Source organism: Exiguobacterium sp. s122 (assembly GCF_018618475.1).
GTDB classification, from domain to species: Bacteria; Bacillota; Bacilli; order Exiguobacteriales; family Exiguobacteriaceae; genus Exiguobacterium; species Exiguobacterium himgiriensis.
This window is the reverse complement of sequence record NZ_JACSMD010000001.1, coordinates 795,169-814,043: the sequence shown is the minus strand read 5'-3', so window position 1 is coordinate 814,043 and position 18,875 is coordinate 795,169. Positions and strand designations below refer to the sequence as shown.

Below are 18,875 nucleotides of genomic sequence, written 5' to 3'. Positions count from 1 at the left end.
CGCCCGAAAAAGAAAACGACGTCAACGAAAAGAAAAGAACATGTGACAATGTCACACGTTCTTTTCCGTCATCCTACGACGATATTGACGAGCTTGCCAGGGACGACAATCACTTTTCGGACTGTCTTTCCTTCCGTGAACTCTTGGACACGCTCGTTTCCGAGTGCCTCGTTCTCGAGCACATCTTTCGATGCGTCGCGGGCTACGTGCATCTTCGCACGAAGTTTTCCGTTCACTTGAATGACGACTTCAATCGTGTCGCTAACAAGTTTCGACTCATCGAACGTCGGCCATGCCGCGTACGTCAAATCTTCCGTCATCCCGAGACGCTCCCACAATTCTTCGGCCAAGTGTGGCGCAACCGGCGCGAGCATCTTAATGAAGTCGACCATCTCTTGTTTTGGAAGCGTGTCTTGTTTATACGCCTCGTTGATGAACACCATGAGTTGCGAAATCGCCGTGTTGAAACGGAGCGCTTCGTAATCCTCGGTCACTTTCTTCACCGTCTGATGGTACGTCCGTTCAAAGTCGGCCCTCGGTGCGACGTCTTGAAGCTCCGATTGATCGAACAAACGCCAGACGCGGTCGAGGAAGCGACGGGCACCGTCAAGACCGTTCGTCGACCAAGCGATGGCTGCATCGAGTGGTCCCATGAACATTTCATAAAGACGAAGTGTGTCGGCACCGTGCGATTTGATGATATCGTCCGGGTTAACGACGTTGCCTTTTGACTTCGACATCTTCTCGTTGTTCTCACCGAGAATCATCCCTTGGTTATAGAGCTTTTGGAACGGCTCGTTCGTCGGCACGATGCCGATGTCGTAAAGCACTTTATGCCAGAAGCGCGCGTAGAGCAAGTGAAGGACCGCATGCTCTGTACCGCCGATATACAAATCGACCGGAAGCCAACGCTTCAACTTTTCTGGGTCTGCGATCATGTCCTCGTTATGCGGATCGATGAAGCGAATGTAATACCAGCAGCTACCGGCCCATTGCGGCATCGTGTTCGTCTCGCGACGCCCCTTCTCACCTGTCACCGGATCCGTGTACGTCAACCACTCGTCCGCATTCGCGAGCGGAGATTCGCCTGTACCCGACGGTTTGATTTCATCGATAATCGGAAGTTCGAGTGGAAGCTCTTCAACCGCTACCGTCTTGAGTGTGCCGTCTTCCATATGAATGATTGGAATCGGCTCGCCCCAATAGCGTTGGCGGCTGAATAACCAATCGCGGAGACGATACGTTGTCTTCGCGCGGCCCGTGCCGGCGAGTTCGAGTTCTTCGATGATTTTGGCAATCGCATCGGCTTTGTTAAGCCCATCAAGTGAGCCTGAATTGATGTGCACGCCGTCTTCGACATAAGCAGCTTCCTCCAAGTTGCCGCCTTGGACGACTTCTCGGATCGGGAGATCGAACGTTTGTGCGAACTCGTAGTCGCGCTCATCATGACCAGGAACGGCCATGACCGCTCCCGTCCCATATGTCGACAAGACGTAGTCGGCAATCCAAATCGGAAGCTTCTCACCATTTACCGGGTTAATGGCGTATGCGCCCGTGAAGACGCCCGTTTTCTCTTTCGCGAGGTCCGTCCGTTCAAGGTCTGTCTTTTTCGAGACTTCTTCGACATATGCTTCAATGGCCACCGCTTGTTCTGGCGTCGCGATTGCTTTCACGAACGGATGCTCTGGCGCGAGTGTGACGTACGTCGCCCCGTAGAGCGTGTCGGGACGCGTCGTGAACACTGTGACGACCTTGTCGTGACCGTCCACTTTGAAATCGACCTCGGCCCCAACCGATTTGCCGACCCAGTTACGCTGCATCTCTTTGACGCTCTCCGGCCAATCAAGTCCTTCCAAATCATCAAGCAAGCGCTCTGCATACTCTGTGATACGAAGCACCCACTGTTTCATCGGTACTCGGTAGACCGGGTGGTTCCCGCGCTCCGACAATCCGTCGATGACCTCTTCGTTGGCAAGTACCGTTCCGAGTGCCGGGCACCAGTTGACGGCGACTTCATCGACGTAGGCAAGGCCACGGTCATGGAGCTGCGTGAAGATCCATTGTGTCCATTTATAGTATTTCGGATCTGTCGTGCTGATTTCACGGTCCCAATCGTACGAGAATCCAAGTTCCTTCAATTGGCGACGGAACGTGCCGATGTTGCGTTCTGTGAATTCACGTGGGTCATTCCCGGTATCTAACGCATACTGCTCGGCTGGAAGACCGAACGCGTCCCACCCCATCGGATGGAGGACGTTAAAGCCTTGCATCCGCTTCATACGGGCAATGATGTCTGTTGCTGTATACCCTTCTGGGTGACCGACGTGAAGTCCGGCTCCTGACGGGTATGGGAACATATCAAGGACGTAGAAACACTCCTTGTCCGGGTCTTCTGTCGTCCGGAACGCCTCTTTCTCTTCCCAACGTTTTTGCCATTTCGGCTCGATGTCTTGATGTTTAAAGTAGTCCAACCTTCATCCTCCTCTGCATAATAAAAAGCCTTCCGCCCCGGTAATGGGACGAAAGGCTTGAAAGCTCTCCGCGGTACCACCCATGTTGCATTTCTGCCACTTGAGACGCCGATAACGTGGCGTAACTCCGGTTCACCCTACTTGCGTTCAGGCAAACAGCTCCAAGGCGAGTTCTCGACGTCCATATACCGGTTCGCACCAACCACCGGCTCTCTACTATACAGACAAGACGATACTATTCCTTTTCATCGCGATAATTTATCTACCCTTTCATTCTATCCCAAGATAAAAAACCGCGTCAATGTGAACTTTTCGTTACGTCTTAATTTGTTTCATCGTCGAGATCGTTTTGACCGCAAAGAACGCGATGAGTCCGAACCCGACCTTGTTGACCAAATCGGCAACGTTATAAATCAATTCCCGTACGAGCTGCACTTCGACGCCACTTGCGAACAATGTCACCGCATAACCAATCGGATAAATCGCCCAACCGACTAAAATGAAGAGACGCATGTTGAGCAGTGCTTTTCGAATCGGCTCTGGGGACGACTCCGCCGCTTTCGTGACATTCGTGAACAACAAATAGATGATATAGAGCCAAGCCAAACAGCCGATGAGATAGCCCCAAAGTCCAAGCTGAGTAAAGCCGCCATTCAAATTGATTGACGATTCCCCGAGATAGCCGGCCACAATCATGATGACGTCTGCAACAATTAATTTTGTCAGTAATCCAGTCTTCATCTTCCCTTTCAAACTTAACAGCAACGGGAATTTCACGAGTAAGAGTGGCGTCGTCACGAGCCAATCAATATACCGAATCTCTGTCGGAAATCCTGTAATTTCAGATAACAAACCTGAATCGCCGACCGCATCTTTCATGAAATAATAATGAATCGCCGCAACGAACGTGACGAGCGCAGCAACCGTCGCAACAGAACGATACTCCGGATCGAGGCTGTTGCGTTCCACTAAAAAGTAGAGCGTCGCAGCCGCCATGCCAACAAACCCAACCCAAAACATATACTGTGTCGCCAATACAAGTAAATTCACTTCTTCACTCATATTGTTCCTCTCCTTCGCTCATGAATACACGAAAGACGACCCGACGTAACGATTTGAAAGGATCCTCACCTTTATTTTAATTCAGATATCCATCAGGCAATGTGTGTGAAGATGCTCGCAATATGCTTATTCTTCTGATGTTTGTCGATTCAGTGAACCCGTCTTGATGAAGAAGAATAAACCGATCGAACTGAGTAGAATCATCACGCCGAACACCGCATGGATGCCAAAGACGTCATATAACAAACCGGACATCGTCGGACCGATCATGCGTCCGACTGATGCCGCGATATTGACGAGGCCTTGATATTGGCCCGCTTTCCCGGCAGGTGCCAGTTTCGCGGCAATCGTCGGGACGGCCGGCCAAATGAACATCTCGCCGATCGTCATGACGACCATCGCAACCATGAACATCGCAAAACCGCCGGCAAACGGCACGATCAGGAAGGCGGCAAGGAAAATGACGCCACCGACGATGAGTTGACGCTTCAAGTCGTCCTCGAATTGACGTAGCATGCGGTTGAGGAGCGGTTGTGCGAACACGATCATCGCCCCGTTCACCGTCCAAAGGAGTGAATATTCGCTAATCGTCACGCCGAGCCCTTGCGAGTGGACGGCAATCGTCCCTTGCCACTGGACGTAAACGAACCAGAGGGCGGCGTAACCGATAGCGACGTACCACATCGATTTCATCGTCGCACCGGACAACGTCGTTGCGGCCGCCTCAAGTTGCGACTGGATGACAGGACGCGTCGTTTCTTTCAAGTAACGGAACCCGAATAAGAGCACGACGACGAATAGGACCGACAAGAAAAAGTTCGCATAAAAAATCCATTCGATGTTGAGGCGTGCCACTTGTCCGCTCATTGCCGTCCCGAGTGCGACCCCGACGTTTTGCGCAACGTAAATCGCATTGAACGAACGACGGCCTCCTTCCGGCCAGATCAAGCCGGCGAAAGCGTACACTGTCGGGAAAACGAGCCCGCCCGAGAAGCCGATCAGCCCAAGCCAGACCAAATAGCCGATAAACGTCGCATGGAACAATAGAAACCCGAGCGAACTAGCAAGCAGTAACGATACCGCAATCACGAGCGTCATCTTGCCGCCGAGCCGGTCAAACAACGTACCACCGATATAATTTCCGACGATGGCGAGGGCGGAGTTGACGAGAAGCGCGATGCCGGCAAGCGTCATCGATTCTCCTAAATAGCCATTAATATATAACGTATTGAACGGCCATAAAAAAGACGCCGCTGTCGTATTGAGCGCCATCGCGATGACCAAAATCCATATTGAGATCGGCATTTTCTTGTTCACGCCAATTCCTCCTTTCCCATCGCCTAAACGATAAAAATTCGGCACGACGGCCGAATTCAAAATTAGTCCTTCTCCAAGCTAACGGAACGGTCTATAACTGTCAAGAAAAAGTACTCATTCTGAAGTTTTGCATTAAACAGTATGTGATAACATGAGCAAATAAGGAGAGGATGAAGATGATTAACCCATTTGGTGAAGCCAGATATAATAAGTTGAACGAAGCGTATCGCCGAGAGTATGGCGGGAAAGTGTTCAAAGTCCCACTCGACGGTGGCTTCACTTGTCCGAATCGGGACGGTCTCGTGTCAAGAGGGGGGTGCACGTTTTGTTCAGATGATGGGAGTGGTGACTTTGCCGGAAATGCGTGCGACCCCATCCCCATCCAGTTCGCCGAAGGAAAGGCCCGGCTGCACCGAAAATGGAAAGACGCACGTTATATCGCTTACTTTCAAGCGTTCAGTAATACATATGCACCGGTCACGCGCTTACGTGAGCTGTTCGAGCCAGCACTTGAAGAGGAAGGCGTCGTCGGAATATCGATCGCGACCCGTCCCGACTGTCTGCCGGACGATGTCGTCGAGTACCTCGCCGAACTGAACGAGCGGACGTCGCTTTGGGTCGAGCTCGGGTTACAGACAATCCATGACAAAACCGGCAAGAAAATCAACCGCGGCCACGACTACGCGACGTTTCGTGACGGACTGGCGAAACTTCGCCGCCACAACATCCGTGTTTGTGTTCATATCATCAACGGCCTTCCGGGCGAGACGCCACAGATGATGCTCGACACGGCGCGAGAAGTTGCTAAAATGGACATACAAGGAATCAAGATCCATTTGCTCCACGTCTTGAAACATACACCGCTCGCCCGGCAGTACGCGTTAGGGCTCTTCGACTTGATGGATGAGGCGACATACGTCTCCCTCGTCTGCGATCAGCTCGAGGTGTTACCGGAAGATGTGATCATCCATCGGTTGACGGGCGACGGCCCGCCTGAGTTGTTGATTGGACCGATGTGGAGCCGGCACAAGATGGCCGTCTTGAACGCCATTCATGCCGAACTGGAACGCCGCGATTCCTTCCAAGGAAAAAAGAAGGATGAGAGATATGGGATTAATGAGAGTCTTACCGTTCGCGAAACACCTGTTACGTGAACACGTCATGCCCGGTACGGTCGCCATCGATATGACGGCCGGTAACGGACACGATACCTTATTTTTAGCTGAGCTTGTCGGCGACGGACACGTCTACGCGTTCGATGTTCAAGAAGAGGCGGTCACGGCGACACGACAGCGGCTCGAGGAAGCCGGCATGTCCGAACGAGTTAGCGTCATTCACGATAGCCATCATACTGTTCGGACCGTCGTCGAAAACGAGACACGGCCCATCACGGCCGCCGTGTTTAACCTCGGGTACTTACCCGGAAGCGATAAAACGGTCACGACGACCGGTGAGACGACCATCGATGCGCTACGCCAGTTGCAGGACGTCATGGCCATCGGCGGCGTCATCGTCGTCGTCATCTATCATGGTCACGATAGCGGGAAAGTCGAACGCGACGAAGTACTCGCTTACGTCGAGTCGCTCGACCAAAAACAGGCCGGTGTGCTGCGATACGGCTTTATCAACCAAGTGAATCATCCCCCGTTCATCATCGCGATTGAAAAGCGGGCATAATAAAGGCGACTCGGAGGAGTCGCCTTTATTCTTGAATCAAATCATAAAACGTCAACAGCGTCTCCGCGAACTTCGTGTTCAGTCGCTCATAACCAAAATGCGGGAACCCCTCGAGGCGGCGGATGTAGACTTGGTCGCCTCCGATTTTTCGGCAGACGTTCAGCGTCAGCTTCACATCAGCGAAACGGTCGTCAGGGGCGTAGAAACAAGCGAGCGGTAAGCGCGGTAAATGCTTCTTCTCCTCTTGGTGCTCGACAATTTCTTCCTCGATTTCACGATATTGCGCGTACGTGATCTCACCAAATCGAGACGATTCTTCCCCGCCTCCTGTAAACGTCATCATGCCAAGCGGCAAATCGGGACGGAAGCGATCGACGGCGGAAGCGACGACTTGTTTCAATCCACCGATTTGACGGGACGCATGCCAGTCAAAGAGTGGCGAAATGTACGTCAAGCTGCCGAGCGGGACATCGTACTCCTGTAACAGACGGTTCGTTAGCAGCGCGCCGAGACTGAAGGCGACGACGTGAATCGGCAACTTGTATTGTCCAGCTTCACGGAGCGTATTTTTTATTAGCTGTTTATGGTCTTCGGCCGTCAACCCGAGCGCGGGCCCAGCGACGACGAGCACCTCGTAGTCTGTTCGCAATCGCTCGACGAACGCCTCGCTGACCCGAGACGTGAACTGGAGCGGATACACAATCACGATGACCCCTTTTCGTGATGTTTCTTCGTATGTCATGCTGTCACCTCATTATTAGTATGTCTGTTTTATTCTAACAAAAAACATCAGCCTCGACTGATGTTTCAATCAAAATCCGTCTGGAGTCTTAGCGTGGGTCATATCGTAAATGCACGAGCTCCATCGGTTCATCGTACACTTCTTCTTGAATCCGATTTAACTCGATAAACGATTGGTGATCTAAGAAGGCGAGTGCCTGCTCGTTTGAACTCTCGACATACAGTTCGACCGGCTGCCGTTTTCGCTCTTCTAAATGCATTAACAGTTCTGCCCCTAACCCTTGACGGTGATGGGCCGGATGGAGGTAAAGACGAAGTACTTCCCACGTATCGCCTCGGTCAATCGCATGATAAAACCCGATGACGTCACCGTCCGTCTCTCCGACGATGAACAATTGCTCTTTCGCTTCTTCACTCGAACTGATGGCGCGCACGATTTCTTCGAGCTGATACGCCCGTTCCATCACGCGCGCACGTGCGTTGTCCGCGTCCGTCGTCGCAAGCGCGATTTCTCGAATCAAAGCGGCATCTTCCGGCACGGCTTCCCTCATCTTCATGACAGCTCCCCCTTTTGGCCAATCTAGTACTATCATTCCCCATCCCGTCAAAAATATCCTGCCGCTTCATTACTTTTTCATGACGAAACACGAGAACGGGTTAAGTTCGAAATTGACAAGGGTATAAGGAAGCAATGCCAAATTAAAAAAAGGGAGTGTTTTACTATGCAACCACCATTACAGCACGATCCGCACGCGACTCAAGCAGACAGTCCAAACCGCCAATTCGATCAGTACGAATCGAGTTCTCCTCGTATCAGCGTTGTAAATGGAATCTTGCTCGGTGCATTGGTCGGCGGCTTACTTGCACTACTCAGTTCGTCGAACCGGAAAAACACGAAGCAATCGCTCACGAACGCCAAGTCATCAGTCGGTAGCTTAGTAGAGACCGTGAAAGAAGATCCTGCTGGCAAAGCGTCACAAGTCATCGATCAAGTGAAGGCGGCTTCAGGGATTATCCAGGAAGTGGCGACAGATGTCCAAAACGTCTACGAAAAAGTGGCCGGTGAAGCAGACACAGTCAAACAAGACGTCAATAAAGTCGTCGAGACGGCACAAGAAGCGAAATCCGATTTACAGTCGATCGGCGAGAAAGTCGTCGAAGCAAAAGACACGGCACTCGGTCACGAACAACCATCGACCGAAGACAAACAGCAGTCATAAGAAAAAACGACCTTTCCTCGGAAAGGTCGTTTTTGATTAAGCGAAGCGTTTCGCGCCTTCTTCAAGGACTGACGCTTTGTCTGTTTGCTCCCATGGGAGTTCGATATCGGTACGACCGAAGTGGCCGTATGCCGCTGTCTGCTTGTAGATTGGGCGACGAAGGTCGAGCATTTTAATAATGCCGGCCGGACGAAGGTCGAAGTTCTCACGGATGAGTTCCACGAGTTCTGTCTCGCTCAATTTACCAGTGCCGAACGTATCGACGGCAATCGATACCGGGTGTGCGACACCAATCGCGTAAGCAAGTTGAACTTCTGCTTTGTCAGCGAGGCCAGCCGCGACGATGTTCTTCGCAACGTAACGTGCCGCGTAAGCTGCAGAACGGTCAACTTTCGTAGGATCTTTACCAGAGAATGCGCCGCCACCGTGACGTGCGTATCCACCGTACGTGTCGACGATGATTTTACGGCCTGTAAGACCAGCGTCCCCTTGTGGTCCGCCGATGACGAAACGACCAGTTGGGTTGATGAAGTATTTTGTCTCTGCATCGATGAGTTCAGTCGGGATGACCGCATCGATGACATGTGCTTTAAGATCTGCTTGAATTTGCTCGAGCGTGATCTCTTCAGCGTGTTGTGTCGAGATAACGATTGTGTCGATACGAACCGGGTTGTTCGCTTCGTCGTACTCTACCGTCACTTGCGTCTTCCCGTCCGGACGGAGGTAAGCAAGCGTGCCGTTTTTGCGGACTTCCGCCAAACGACGTGACAATTTGTGTGCGAGCGAGATTGGGAGCGGCATGAGTTCAGGCGTTTCCTTCGTCGCATAACCGAACATGAGACCTTGGTCCCCTGCGCCAATCGCATCGAGTTCTTCTTCAGTCATTTGACCTTCACGTGCCTCGAGCGCTTGGTCGACACCTTGCGCGATATCGACAGACTGCTCGTCGATTGAAGTCAAGACAGCACACGTCTCAGCGTCAAATCCGTACTTCGCGCGTGTATATCCGATTTCACGGACCGTTTCACGCACAACTTTCGGGATATCGACGTACGTCGATGTCGTGATTTCACCAGCTACGAGCACGAGACCTGTCGTGACAGACGTCTCAGCCGCAACGCGGGCGTTTGGATCTTCTGCTAAAATTGCGTCCAAAATCGAGTCTGAGATTTGGTCACAAATTTTATCCGGATGTCCTTCAGTGACGGACTCCGAAGTGAAAAGTCGACGGTTCAAGTTTGACATTTCAAAAAACCTCCTATAATAAGGGTGATGTGTGGACGGTACTCGTTCCCCTTACGCGTTGCTTTGGGACGGTAATGAAAAAAACCTTTCGCCACGTTCAATGGGAAAGGTTGAATCGTTCTTCCTTACCCTCTTATCGTTCGAAGCTTACGCTTCGCTTCAGGATAGCACCTTTTCCGACAACAATACATTCGGACGGTTGCTGGGCTTCGTAGGGCCTTGTTCCCTCCACCGCTCAGAATAAGAGTATCCGTTACGAAGACCATCATATAAATGACGTCCCGTTCTGTCAAGCGTATCGACCGAATTCGTAAAACTTTTCACGAACTCGCAAATAGTTAACTTTGTGAAATACCAAACATTTTTATGACGGTTTTCGATTTTGTTCTATGACCTGGTACAGAATATGTTAGAATGTCAATGTAAGAAAGCGCTTACTTATCAAAGTGAAGAAACGCTTGTTTTTGATTAGTGTGTCACATATAATAAAAACGTCATACTAATTAACTGCGGAAGTATGCGGATTTCATCCACATCTATTTAGGGGAAAGGTGGGATTCGGGATGGCGACAACGCTCCTGAAAATCGAAGAATTAATTAATGGTGCCGAGGTAAAACGGAACTTGACGGTTCCAGAACTGGTGGAAGAAGCCATTCAAAACGGGGAAGGTGTACTGACGAAAGACGGGGCTTTATCGGTCAGTACAGGCAAATTCACAGGCCGGTCACCAAAAGACAAATTCGTCGTGCAAGATGAAGTCAGCAACCATTTAGTCGACTGGGGACCGGTGAACCAACCGATCGCCGAAGAAAAGTTCACAGCGTTACTCGATAAGGTGCTTACTCACCTCGAGAAGAAAGAAAAGCTCTACTACCTTGAAGCTTCGGCGGGGGCAGATGCGCATTACACGCTTCCGGTTCGCGCCATCACAGAGTATGCATGGCATAGCTTGTTCGCGAAGCAACTGTTCCTACGCGAATGGCCGACCGAAGGGGCGTTCGAACCGTTCACGGTTCTCTATGCACCGAGCTATAAGGCAGATCCGTCTGTCGATGGCACGAATTCAGAGACGTTCATTCTCGTCTCGTTCGCCAAACGTACGATTCTGATCGGGGGAACAGAGTACGGTGGCGAAATCAAAAAGTCGATTTTCTCTGTGATGAACTTCCTGCTCCCAGAGCAACATGTCTTGTCGATGCACTGTTCGGCGAATGTCAACGACGCGAACGAGACCGCCCTCTTCTTCGGACTATCGGGAACCGGGAAGACGACGCTCTCGGCCGACCCAGAACGTCACTTGATTGGTGATGATGAGCACGGCTGGTCTCCGGATGGTGTGTTTAATATCGAGGGTGGTTGCTATGCGAAGACGATCAACTTGTCGCGTGAGAACGAACCGCAAATCTATGACGCGATCCGTTTCGGGTCTTTAATCGAGAACGTCGTCTTGAACGACGACCGTTCACCCGATTACAAGAACATCTCATTGACGGAAAACACGCGGGCCGCCTATCCGATTGATTTCATTGATAACGCCATGTTGCCATCACGCGCCGGGCATCCGAACACAATCGTCTTCTTGACGGCTGACGCGTATGGCGTGTTGCCACCGATCAGCAAATTGACGAAAGAGCAGGCGATGTATCACTTCTTGTCGGGATACACGTCGAAGTTAGCTGGCACGGAGCGTGGCGTAACCGAGCCGCAAGCGACGTTCTCGACTTGCTTCGGGTCTCCATTCTTGCCGCTCGCTCCGGAACGCTACGCCGATATGCTCGGCACGTTAATCGAGAAACATGACGTCGACGTCTATCTCGTCAATACAGGTTGGACGGGCGGCGTGTACGGCGAAGGTTCGCGGATGAAACTCGCCTATACGCGTGCGATGGTGAACGCTGCTGTCAACGGAGAACTTCGTGACGTCGAAACAATGCGCCACGACATCTTCAACGTCGACATCCCAGTCAACATCAAAGGCGTCCCGAGTGACGTACTCAACCCACGTGACACATGGAAAGATCCAGCGAAGTACGACGCCGAGGCGAAAGCACTCGCAATCAAATTCCAAGATAACTTCAAACGGTTCTCAAAAGCGAACGAATCCGTCATCGCGGCCGGACCAATCGTCTTCTAATTAAGAAAGAGCTAGTGCACATACGGCACTAGCTCTTTTTCGTTTGAGTCAACATCCAATCCATCGCCCGTTCCGTCGTCTCCCATTTATCCCAAAACGGCAACTGGTGCGGAAACGGTACGACCCAAAGCTCACCCTGCGAGCCGAGCTTTTCAGCGACGGCCGTCGCATGGCGAAGCCGAACTTGTTCATCGTCTGTCCCGTGAATCAACAACGTCGGCGCGTCCCATTCTTTATAGAGTGGGGACCGTTCAACATAGGCCGCCTTTGCCGTCTCCGGGTCCCCACCCGTCATGCGACGGAGCATTTTGCGCATCGTCTGTTGCTCTTCGTACGTCCACTCCAAATTTGTCACTCCTGCCCATGACGTGACGGACACGAGCGGACGAGCGGCAGCAAGCGATAATGCCATCATGCCACCTCGCGAAAAACCGAGGGCATGAATCCGCGAATTCGTCTGTTGCACTCGGTCATAGAGCGATAACACGTCCTCTAAATCGTCTCCCCCAAAGTCCTCTTTCCCTGTCCCGCCATGATTGCCCCGATAAACAGGGGCGACGACATGAAAGCCGCGCGCCGCGAATTGCATCAAACGCGGTAAGCGAACGTCCCCGATGCGCCCCGTCCCGCCTCTCAAGTAAAACAGGACGTGCCCGTTTGGACGTTTCGGCGTGATCGTATACGCGACGACGTCTTCCCCGTCCCGCGTCTCATACCAACCTCGATGAATCAAATAACCCGCATACGGCGCGAGACGCTCTGTCCGGTCAAACCATGTTTTTTGCATGGAGCACCTTCATCGTCTCAGGCAGGACGCGATCTTTCATCATGAAACTGTATTTAGGGTTACGAAGCAGATTTTTTGGAAGTTCGTCGAGGAGGACGGCACCATCGGTCTCCTCCACGGCCGGATGGTCTTCGAATCGGTCGATGACGGCAAAGTAAATGTTTTTAATGACGGTATCGCCTCGCCCGAGTACCCGATATTGGCCGAGGTAATGGAGCGATTTGACGATGCCTCCCGTCTCTTCAAACACTTCGCGAATCGCCGCATCATCCTCGTGTTCGCCCGGTTCGACTTTGCCCCCAGGGAACTCAAGACCTCGCTGCTTATGTTTCGTCAAAACCCATTTGTCCCCGTAACGGGCGACGACCCAGACGTGAAGCGGTGTATCTGAGAACGGATAGTGGGTGAAGCTCAACTCGACTTGATTATGATAGTAGTCCGTGAATGTCAACATAGTCCATCCCTTTCTTTCCCGTGTCTACTCTCACTTTACCTTGTCTCACCGTAGTTTCAAACAAAAAAATCGGCCCACCGAAGTGGACCGACGTAAAATCATTGGTTCAAACGCTTTTCAAGCTCTGCTTTTTGTTCTTCATAGCCCGGTTTCCCGAGAAGTGCGAACATGTTCGCTTTATAGGCTTCGACGCCTGGTTGGTTGAACGGGTTTACCCCGAGGATGTAACCACTCATCGCACACGCCTTCTCGAAGAAGTAGAACAAGAAGCCGAGGTGATATGGTGTCATCTCAGGCAATTCGATAACGAGGTTCGGTACGTTGCCGTCCGTGTGGGCGAGAAGCGTACCCTCTGCCGCTTTATCGTTCACAAATTGAATCGTCTCACCGGCGAGGAAGTTCAACCCGTCAAGGTCTTGCGCATCTTCTGGCACGTTCATCGCATGGCGCACGTTTGAGACACGGATGACCGTCTCGAACAAATCGCGACGCCCTTCTTGGATGTATTGCCCCATCGAGTGGAGGTCTGTCGAGAAATCAACGGCCGCAGGGAAGATCCCTTTGTTGTCTTTTCCTTCCGACTCGCCGTAAAGTTGCTTCCACCACTCCGAGACGTAATGGAGCGCCGGCTCATAGTTGACGAGAAGCTCAATCGATTTCCCTTTCGCGTACATCGCGTTACGCACGACCGCATATTGATACGCTTCGTTCTCTGAAAGCTCAGGTGAACTGTACGCTTCTTGGGCGTCCCGTGCACCTTCCATCAATGCGTCGATGTCGATGCCGGCTGCTGCGATTGGCAAGAGGCCGACCGGTGTGAGGACCGAGAAACGACCGCCGACGTCATCCGGAATGACGAACGTCTCATATCCCTCTGCATCCGCGAGCGTCTTCAAGGCACCGCGGGCACGGTCCGTCGTCGCGTAAATCCGCTCACGGGCACCGTCTTGTCCATACTTGTCTTCCATGAACTGTTTAAGGACACGGAATGCGATGGCCGGTTCCGTCGTCGTCCCAGACTTCGAGATCACGTTGACCGAGACCTCTTTGTCTTTCAAGACGTGAAGCAATTCTGTCATGTAAGTTGACGAGATGTTATGTCCGGCGAAGAACACTTGTGGCGCTTGACGTTCTTCCTTCGACAAGACGTTGAAGAATGAGTGCTGAAGCATCTCGATGGCTGCACGTGCACCGAGATACGAGCCGCCGATGCCGACGACGACGAGAACGTCCGAGTTGTCACGGATGCGTTCCGCTGCCGCTTTAATGCGGGCGAACTCATCTGTGTCGAAGTTCGTTGGAAGCTCGACCCATCCTAGAAAATCACTGCCTGCCCCGCTCCGGTCGTGAATGACCGAATGGAGTGCTTTCACCGTTTCTTGCATTTGATCGATTTCGTGTTCCCCGACGAAAGAGAGGGCGTTTGAATAATCGAAACGTACAGTTGACATGTCATTTCCTCCTTTAAATCGCTCATTTAAGAGCCATACATGACCCATCATAAACGGAAACGTTGGATTCGTTCAATCATTATTGCGAAATAGGCATCAAATCGCCTTATTTGCTCAACTCAAGAATGTGTGCCACATCTTCCCGTTCAAGTGTACGGAAATTACCGAACGACCCACGTTTCATCGCAGAATCAAGGATTGCGTCGAACGACGATTCATCAATTTCGTAATCGCGAAGTGAATTCGGAGCACCGAGTTGATCGAAGAACGAGCGAATCGCTTGAATCGTCCGTTTCGCCGTCTCGAGGTCATCGCCTGCCGGTTCGACATCGAACACTTCCGTGCCGAGTCGGGCGAAGCGTGCCGCGTTGTCTTCGTCGAGGACATGCTCCATCCAGCGTGGGAACAAGATGGCGAGTCCCCCTGCGTGCGGAATGTCATGGACGGCCGACACCGCGTGTTCGATATTGTGCGATGCCCAGTCACCCGATGCGCCCATTTGCAAGACGCCGTTCAATGCGATCGTACCCGCGAACAAGATGATGGCCCGTAACTCGACATTTTCTAAATCGTCGACAAGTTTCGGTGCAGATTCCACGACCGCCTTTAACACGCCCTCGGTCATGCGCTCTTGTACCGGTGCGTGGTTCGGGTGGAAATATTGCTCGAAGCAGTGGCTCATCATGTCAACAATCCCGTAAATCGTTTGGTCTTTCGGGACCGACACGGTGTAGCGCGGGTCGAGGATCGAGAACGTCGGATAGACGAGCGGATGGCCCCAGCCGTATTTCTCTTGCGTCTCCCAGTTTGTGATAACCGAGCCCGAGTTCATCTCTGAACCTGTCGCTGCGAGGGTAAGGACGGTTCCGAACGGGACCGCTTCTGTCGGGATGTGGTCACGGAGGACGATATCCCATGCATCGCCTTCATACGGGATCGCTGCCGAAATCAATTTCGTGCAGTCGATGACTGACCCGCCACCGACCGCGAGTAACGCGTCGATGTTTTCTTCTCGCGCTTGTTTGACGGCTCGGCGTACTGTTTCAATGCGCGGGTTCGGCTCGACACCAGCGAAATCGACGAAGTCAATGGATGCGTTGTTCAATTCGGCGACGACTTCCTCGTACGTTCCGTTCTTTTTGATGCTCCCGCCCCCATAGACGAGCATCACTTTCTTCGCGTCGAGCAATCGAAGCTCGTTTGCGAGTTTTTCAATCTGATGCGTCCCGAAGATGAGTTTCGTCGGGTTTTTGTATTCAAAGTTGTGCATAAGTCAGCCTCCTCAAGAAAATATGTAACACCTACACTATATACCCTGTTTTTCCTGAATGAAAAGCATCATGCCTGTTCGTAGATACGATCGATAATGGAATGGAGGATGACCGCTTGATCGGCCTGTTCGTATGTCGGCTCGTGTCGACATGCCTCGAGGAACGCTTGGATTTGCACCGCATACGGGTCGACATGCTCCAAATGAGCCGGGGTTTGATCAAACAACGCGCCGTGCGCTTCCGTATGAAGATGGAGCGGAAACAGTGTCGCGCCACCGTCTGTACCTCTTAGCTCGACACGCATCGTGTCACGCGGTCCAACGTTCGCCATGAAGCTACCGTCGAACATGAGAGAGGCCCCGTTTTCAAACTTCACCATCGCCCGCGCGGTGTCTTCTACAGAAAATGTTTCGGCATCCCACGTTCCCATCAAGCCGACGCCTGGACGCGTGCCAAGATATTGCCCAATGTGGCCCATTACGTCGATCGGTTTTGGATAGCCCATCAAATAAAGCGCTAAATCAAGCATGTGAACCCCATGGTCGAGGAGCGCCCCACCGCCTTGGAGCTCTTTATCCGTGAACACACCCCACCCCGGGATGCCGCGACGCCGAAGGGCAATCGCAGTCGCCGCATAAATCTGACCGAGTTCGCCGGCTTCAATCATTCGCTTCAACAGTGCCGTATCCGCACGATGCCGATAATGGAAGCCGTAGTGGAGCGTCCGGTTCGCATGTTCGGCCGCCGCCCGCATCTCTCTCGCTTCACGAGCCGAAATACCTGGGGGCTTTTCACAAAGTACGTGGCATCCCGCTGCGAGCGCCGCGAGGACTTGGTCTTTGTGAAGCGCATTCGGCGTGCAGACGCTGACGGCATCGAGCGATTCGTTTTGAAGCATCTCTTCAACCGTCTCATACACACGCTCGATTCCAAATTGTCGTGCCGCCGCTTCTCCTCGTGCGCGGGTGCGGTTCATGACGGCGACGACGTTCGCGCCGGCGGCGATGTATTGCGGGATATGTGCCGTCGTGGCAATCCCGCCTGTTCCAATAATTCCAATGTTCATAGCATTCACTCCTTTTTTGTACTGTTCGGGACAAGCGACTTGTTTTCCTGTACAAAAAAAGACGACCTATCGCTAGGTCGCCTTGATCACTTACTTCTTGAAGTTCGTGTTTTTGATCCAGTCTTCGAGTTTGTCCTTGAGGACTGTGAAGCCTGGTGCTTCTTCTTGCTTGAAGTTAGAAGCTTCGTTGCGGCGTTGGCCACCACGACGAGCCGGTTTAGCCGACTTTTCGCGTTTTGGCGCTTCTTGTGTCGCTTTCATCGAAAGCTTGATTTTCTTAGAAGCTTCATCAACTTCAAGAATTTTCACTTCAACTTCTTGGCCGACTTGAACGTACTCGTTCACGTCTTTCACGTAGTCGTGTGAGATTTCAGAGATGTGGACAAGACCTTGCGTCTCGTCGTCGAGTGCGACGAACGCACCGAAAGGTTGAATTCCTGTTACTTTACCTTTTAAAACTTGATCTTTTTCGTATTTTGCCATTACAAACACTCCTATGCTAAATTCATCAACTTACTATAACATACTTTTTTCGATAAAGTGTAGAAATTAGTAAAAAAGATTATTCCGAAAGATTTCGACGTTTCAAAGTCCAAAGGCGGGGTAAATACAAATCAAGCAAGACTTCAAGTATTCCCCCCTGATTCCGCTAGGCTTTGGCCTAGCCCTTTTTTTGTTTAAAACGTTGTAAACGGCTTCTGTCCACTCACTTCATACAACGTTTCTCCCGCCATCTCATTTAACATAATCGCGTTCCGATAGACGGCCATCCCCAGGTTCGTCGCGGCAGGACCGTGTGAATGTTCTAAGTTCGTATGCGTGAACAACTTTCCAGATAACTCTTCTTCCACTTTAATCTCATACCGTGCGTTGACACACCACTTTCTTTCTGCCTCCCACTTAATCGGAAAGCGTTTGACCCAGTCAGGGATGATAGGCGAATAACCGGTCGCGGCGATGACAGCCCCATATGTCTGTTGGAACGTTGCGCCGGTATGTTGATTCGTCCCTTCGACGCGGTAACCGGTGCCCGTTCGCGCGACACGTTCAATCTCGATTTGCGTCAACAGCTCCGTCGCTTGATCCGAGCCGTCCGCTGTCCGATGGTAAAGCGTCCCATACACGTCACGGAGCGTCTCCGGATTGACGCCGTTCCGGAACCGTTCGAACGATTCACCCAACTTCAATCGTTCTTCTAAAGGCAGACCATTGAAATAGTCGACGTAGGCCAAACTGAAGATTTCTTCTCCGAGTTTCCCGCTCTCGAGCGACTCGAACACGTCAGAACGCGTCACCCAATCAACGGACTGACCGGTTCTTGCGCGACGTAATAAATCGAGATAGACCTCGGCCGCACTTTGTCCGCTGCCGATGACGACGAGTTTGTCTTCGGCGAGTAATCGGTCGCGTTCCATGCGATAAGCGCTCGTATGGACGACATCTTCAAACGCTTCGGGGACGAGTGGTTCGGCACCTGTTCCGATGACGACGTGACGGGCATGCACACGAGTCGTCTCTTCGTTCGACTTCACGGTCACGATAAATCCATCGCGGTCGGCTTCGACATCGATGACGCGACTTGAAAACCGAATCGTCTCCAGCCGCTCCGCCACAGACGTCAAATAACGATTGAACTCGGCGCGAGGAATCGTCGGATTTTCTTGGACGATAAACGTCTGTAAGCGCCCTTCTCGTTTCAGATAGTTCAAATAACTATGACGGTTCGTCGGGTCGGCGAGTGTGACGAGATCGTACAGATAATGTGTCTGCATCGTCGCCGCCTCGAGCAACATCCCTTCATGCCAGACGAAGGCGTCACGTTGTTCAAAACAGACGCCGGTCAAACGAGTGCGCTCACTGAGCGCCATCAACCCGAGATTATAAGGGCCACATCCGATCGCGACAAAATCAACTTGTTCCATATGCTTCACCTCGCCTATTCTTTCCCGCCTACTATACCGCTAAAACGTCAACAGAC

At 51.9% G+C, this 18,875-nt stretch carries 17 protein-coding genes, 1 riboswitch and 1 other annotated feature; of the genes, 4 read left to right on the top strand and 13 right to left on the bottom strand.

Annotated elements, in window-relative coordinates:
• Positions 1 to 68: 68 nt before the first annotated feature.
• The 3 genes from leuS to KNP92_RS04125 all read right to left on the bottom strand — a co-directional run bounded on the left by leuS (position 69) and on the right by KNP92_RS04125 (position 4,850).
• Positions 69 to 2,471 (bottom strand): leucine--tRNA ligase, encoded by a 2,403-nt coding sequence (gene leuS, locus KNP92_RS04135; protein ID WP_214837603.1) that lies wholly within the window; start codon positions 2,469 to 2,471, stop codon positions 69 to 71.
• A 41-nt stretch (positions 2,472 to 2,512) separates the two neighbouring features.
• Positions 2,513 to 2,729: a binding site (T-box leader), on the bottom strand.
• Between the two features lie 57 nt (positions 2,730 to 2,786).
• Positions 2,787 to 3,533, bottom strand: a complete 747-nt coding sequence (locus KNP92_RS04130; RefSeq protein ID WP_214837567.1) for a bacteriorhodopsin-like — start codon at positions 3,531 to 3,533, stop codon at positions 2,787 to 2,789.
• A 126-nt stretch (positions 3,534 to 3,659) separates the two neighbouring features.
• Entirely contained in the window at positions 3,660 to 4,850 is a 1,191-nt protein-coding gene (locus tag KNP92_RS04125; RefSeq protein WP_260564086.1) for an MDR family MFS transporter, read from the bottom strand.
• Between the two features lie 170 nt (positions 4,851 to 5,020).
• On the opposite strand from KNP92_RS04125, the gene mnmL reads away from it, so the two are divergent.
• The gene (gene mnmL, locus KNP92_RS04120) at positions 5,021 to 6,004 is read left to right on the top strand and encodes a tRNA modification radical SAM protein MnmL/YtqA (RefSeq protein ID WP_214837563.1); all 984 of its coding nucleotides are present in this window, start codon (positions 5,021 to 5,023) and stop codon (positions 6,002 to 6,004) included.
• A complete protein-coding gene (mnmM, locus tag KNP92_RS04115) occupies positions 5,958 to 6,527 on the top strand; it encodes a tRNA 5-(aminomethyl)-2-thiouridylate-methyltransferase MnmM (protein ID WP_214837560.1) in 570 nt (189 codons plus the stop codon). The genes mnmL and mnmM overlap by 47 nt, the downstream gene beginning before the upstream one ends.
• A 25-nt stretch (positions 6,528 to 6,552) precedes the next feature.
• On the opposite strand, the gene KNP92_RS04110 is transcribed toward mnmM, so the two are convergent.
• Both KNP92_RS04110 and KNP92_RS04105 read right to left on the bottom strand, forming a co-directional pair.
• A complete protein-coding gene (locus tag KNP92_RS04110; RefSeq protein WP_214837557.1) occupies positions 6,553 to 7,269 on the bottom strand; it encodes an alpha/beta fold hydrolase in 717 nt (238 codons plus the stop codon).
• Between the two features lie 88 nt (positions 7,270 to 7,357).
• Positions 7,358 to 7,825, bottom strand: a complete 468-nt coding sequence (locus KNP92_RS04105; RefSeq protein ID WP_214837554.1) for a GNAT family N-acetyltransferase — start codon at positions 7,823 to 7,825, stop codon at positions 7,358 to 7,360.
• A gap of 165 nt (positions 7,826 to 7,990) precedes the next feature.
• On the opposite strand from KNP92_RS04105, the gene KNP92_RS04100 reads away from it, so the two are divergent.
• Positions 7,991 to 8,488: a hypothetical protein gene (locus tag KNP92_RS04100; protein WP_214837551.1), complete on the top strand. Its 498-nt coding sequence runs from the start codon at positions 7,991 to 7,993 to the stop codon at positions 8,486 to 8,488.
• Between the two features lie 36 nt (positions 8,489 to 8,524).
• Here the strand turns inward: KNP92_RS04100 and metK are convergent, their stop codons facing one another.
• Complete coding sequence (gene metK, locus KNP92_RS04095) at positions 8,525 to 9,733, bottom strand: methionine adenosyltransferase (protein WP_214837548.1); 1,209 nt, start codon at positions 9,731 to 9,733, stop codon at positions 8,525 to 8,527.
• Between the two features lie 130 nt (positions 9,734 to 9,863).
• Positions 9,864 to 9,980: riboswitch (SAM riboswitch) on the bottom strand.
• 316 nt (positions 9,981 to 10,296) lie between these two features.
• On the opposite strand from metK, the gene pckA reads away from it, so the two are divergent.
• On the top strand, positions 10,297 to 11,868 hold the full coding sequence (pckA, locus tag KNP92_RS04090) for a phosphoenolpyruvate carboxykinase (ATP) (protein WP_214837545.1): 1,572 nt from the start codon (positions 10,297 to 10,299) through the stop codon (positions 11,866 to 11,868).
• 28 nt (positions 11,869 to 11,896) lie between these two features.
• Here the strand turns inward: pckA and KNP92_RS04085 are convergent, their stop codons facing one another.
• The 7 genes from KNP92_RS04085 to KNP92_RS04055 all read right to left on the bottom strand — a co-directional run bounded on the left by KNP92_RS04085 (position 11,897) and on the right by KNP92_RS04055 (position 18,819).
• On the bottom strand, positions 11,897 to 12,655 hold the full coding sequence (locus KNP92_RS04085; RefSeq protein WP_214837542.1) for an alpha/beta hydrolase family protein: 759 nt from the start codon (positions 12,653 to 12,655) through the stop codon (positions 11,897 to 11,899).
• The gene (ytkD, locus tag KNP92_RS04080) at positions 12,636 to 13,109 is read right to left on the bottom strand and encodes an RNA deprotection pyrophosphohydrolase (RefSeq protein ID WP_214837539.1); all 474 of its coding nucleotides are present in this window, start codon (positions 13,107 to 13,109) and stop codon (positions 12,636 to 12,638) included. The genes KNP92_RS04085 and ytkD overlap by 20 nt, the downstream gene beginning before the upstream one ends.
• A gap of 98 nt (positions 13,110 to 13,207) precedes the next feature.
• Entirely contained in the window at positions 13,208 to 14,560 is a 1,353-nt protein-coding gene (locus KNP92_RS04075; RefSeq protein ID WP_214837537.1) for a glucose-6-phosphate isomerase, read from the bottom strand.
• A gap of 106 nt (positions 14,561 to 14,666) precedes the next feature.
• On the bottom strand, positions 14,667 to 15,830 hold the full coding sequence (locus KNP92_RS04070) for an iron-containing alcohol dehydrogenase (RefSeq protein ID WP_214837534.1): 1,164 nt from the start codon (positions 15,828 to 15,830) through the stop codon (positions 14,667 to 14,669).
• Between the two features lie 68 nt (positions 15,831 to 15,898).
• Positions 15,899 to 16,897: a Gfo/Idh/MocA family protein gene (locus KNP92_RS04065; RefSeq protein WP_214837530.1), complete on the bottom strand. Its 999-nt coding sequence runs from the start codon at positions 16,895 to 16,897 to the stop codon at positions 15,899 to 15,901.
• Between the two features lie 90 nt (positions 16,898 to 16,987).
• Positions 16,988 to 17,380, bottom strand: a complete 393-nt coding sequence (yugI, locus tag KNP92_RS04060; RefSeq protein ID WP_024371302.1) for a S1 domain-containing post-transcriptional regulator GSP13 — start codon at positions 17,378 to 17,380, stop codon at positions 16,988 to 16,990.
• Positions 17,381 to 17,574: 194 nt separating this feature from the next.
• Positions 17,575 to 18,819 carry a lysine N(6)-hydroxylase/L-ornithine N(5)-oxygenase family protein gene (locus KNP92_RS04055; protein ID WP_214837527.1) on the bottom strand — a complete coding sequence of 415 codons (1,245 nt, stop codon included), beginning with the start codon at positions 18,817 to 18,819 and terminating at the stop codon, positions 17,575 to 17,577.
• Positions 18,820 to 18,875 lie beyond the last annotated feature (56 nt).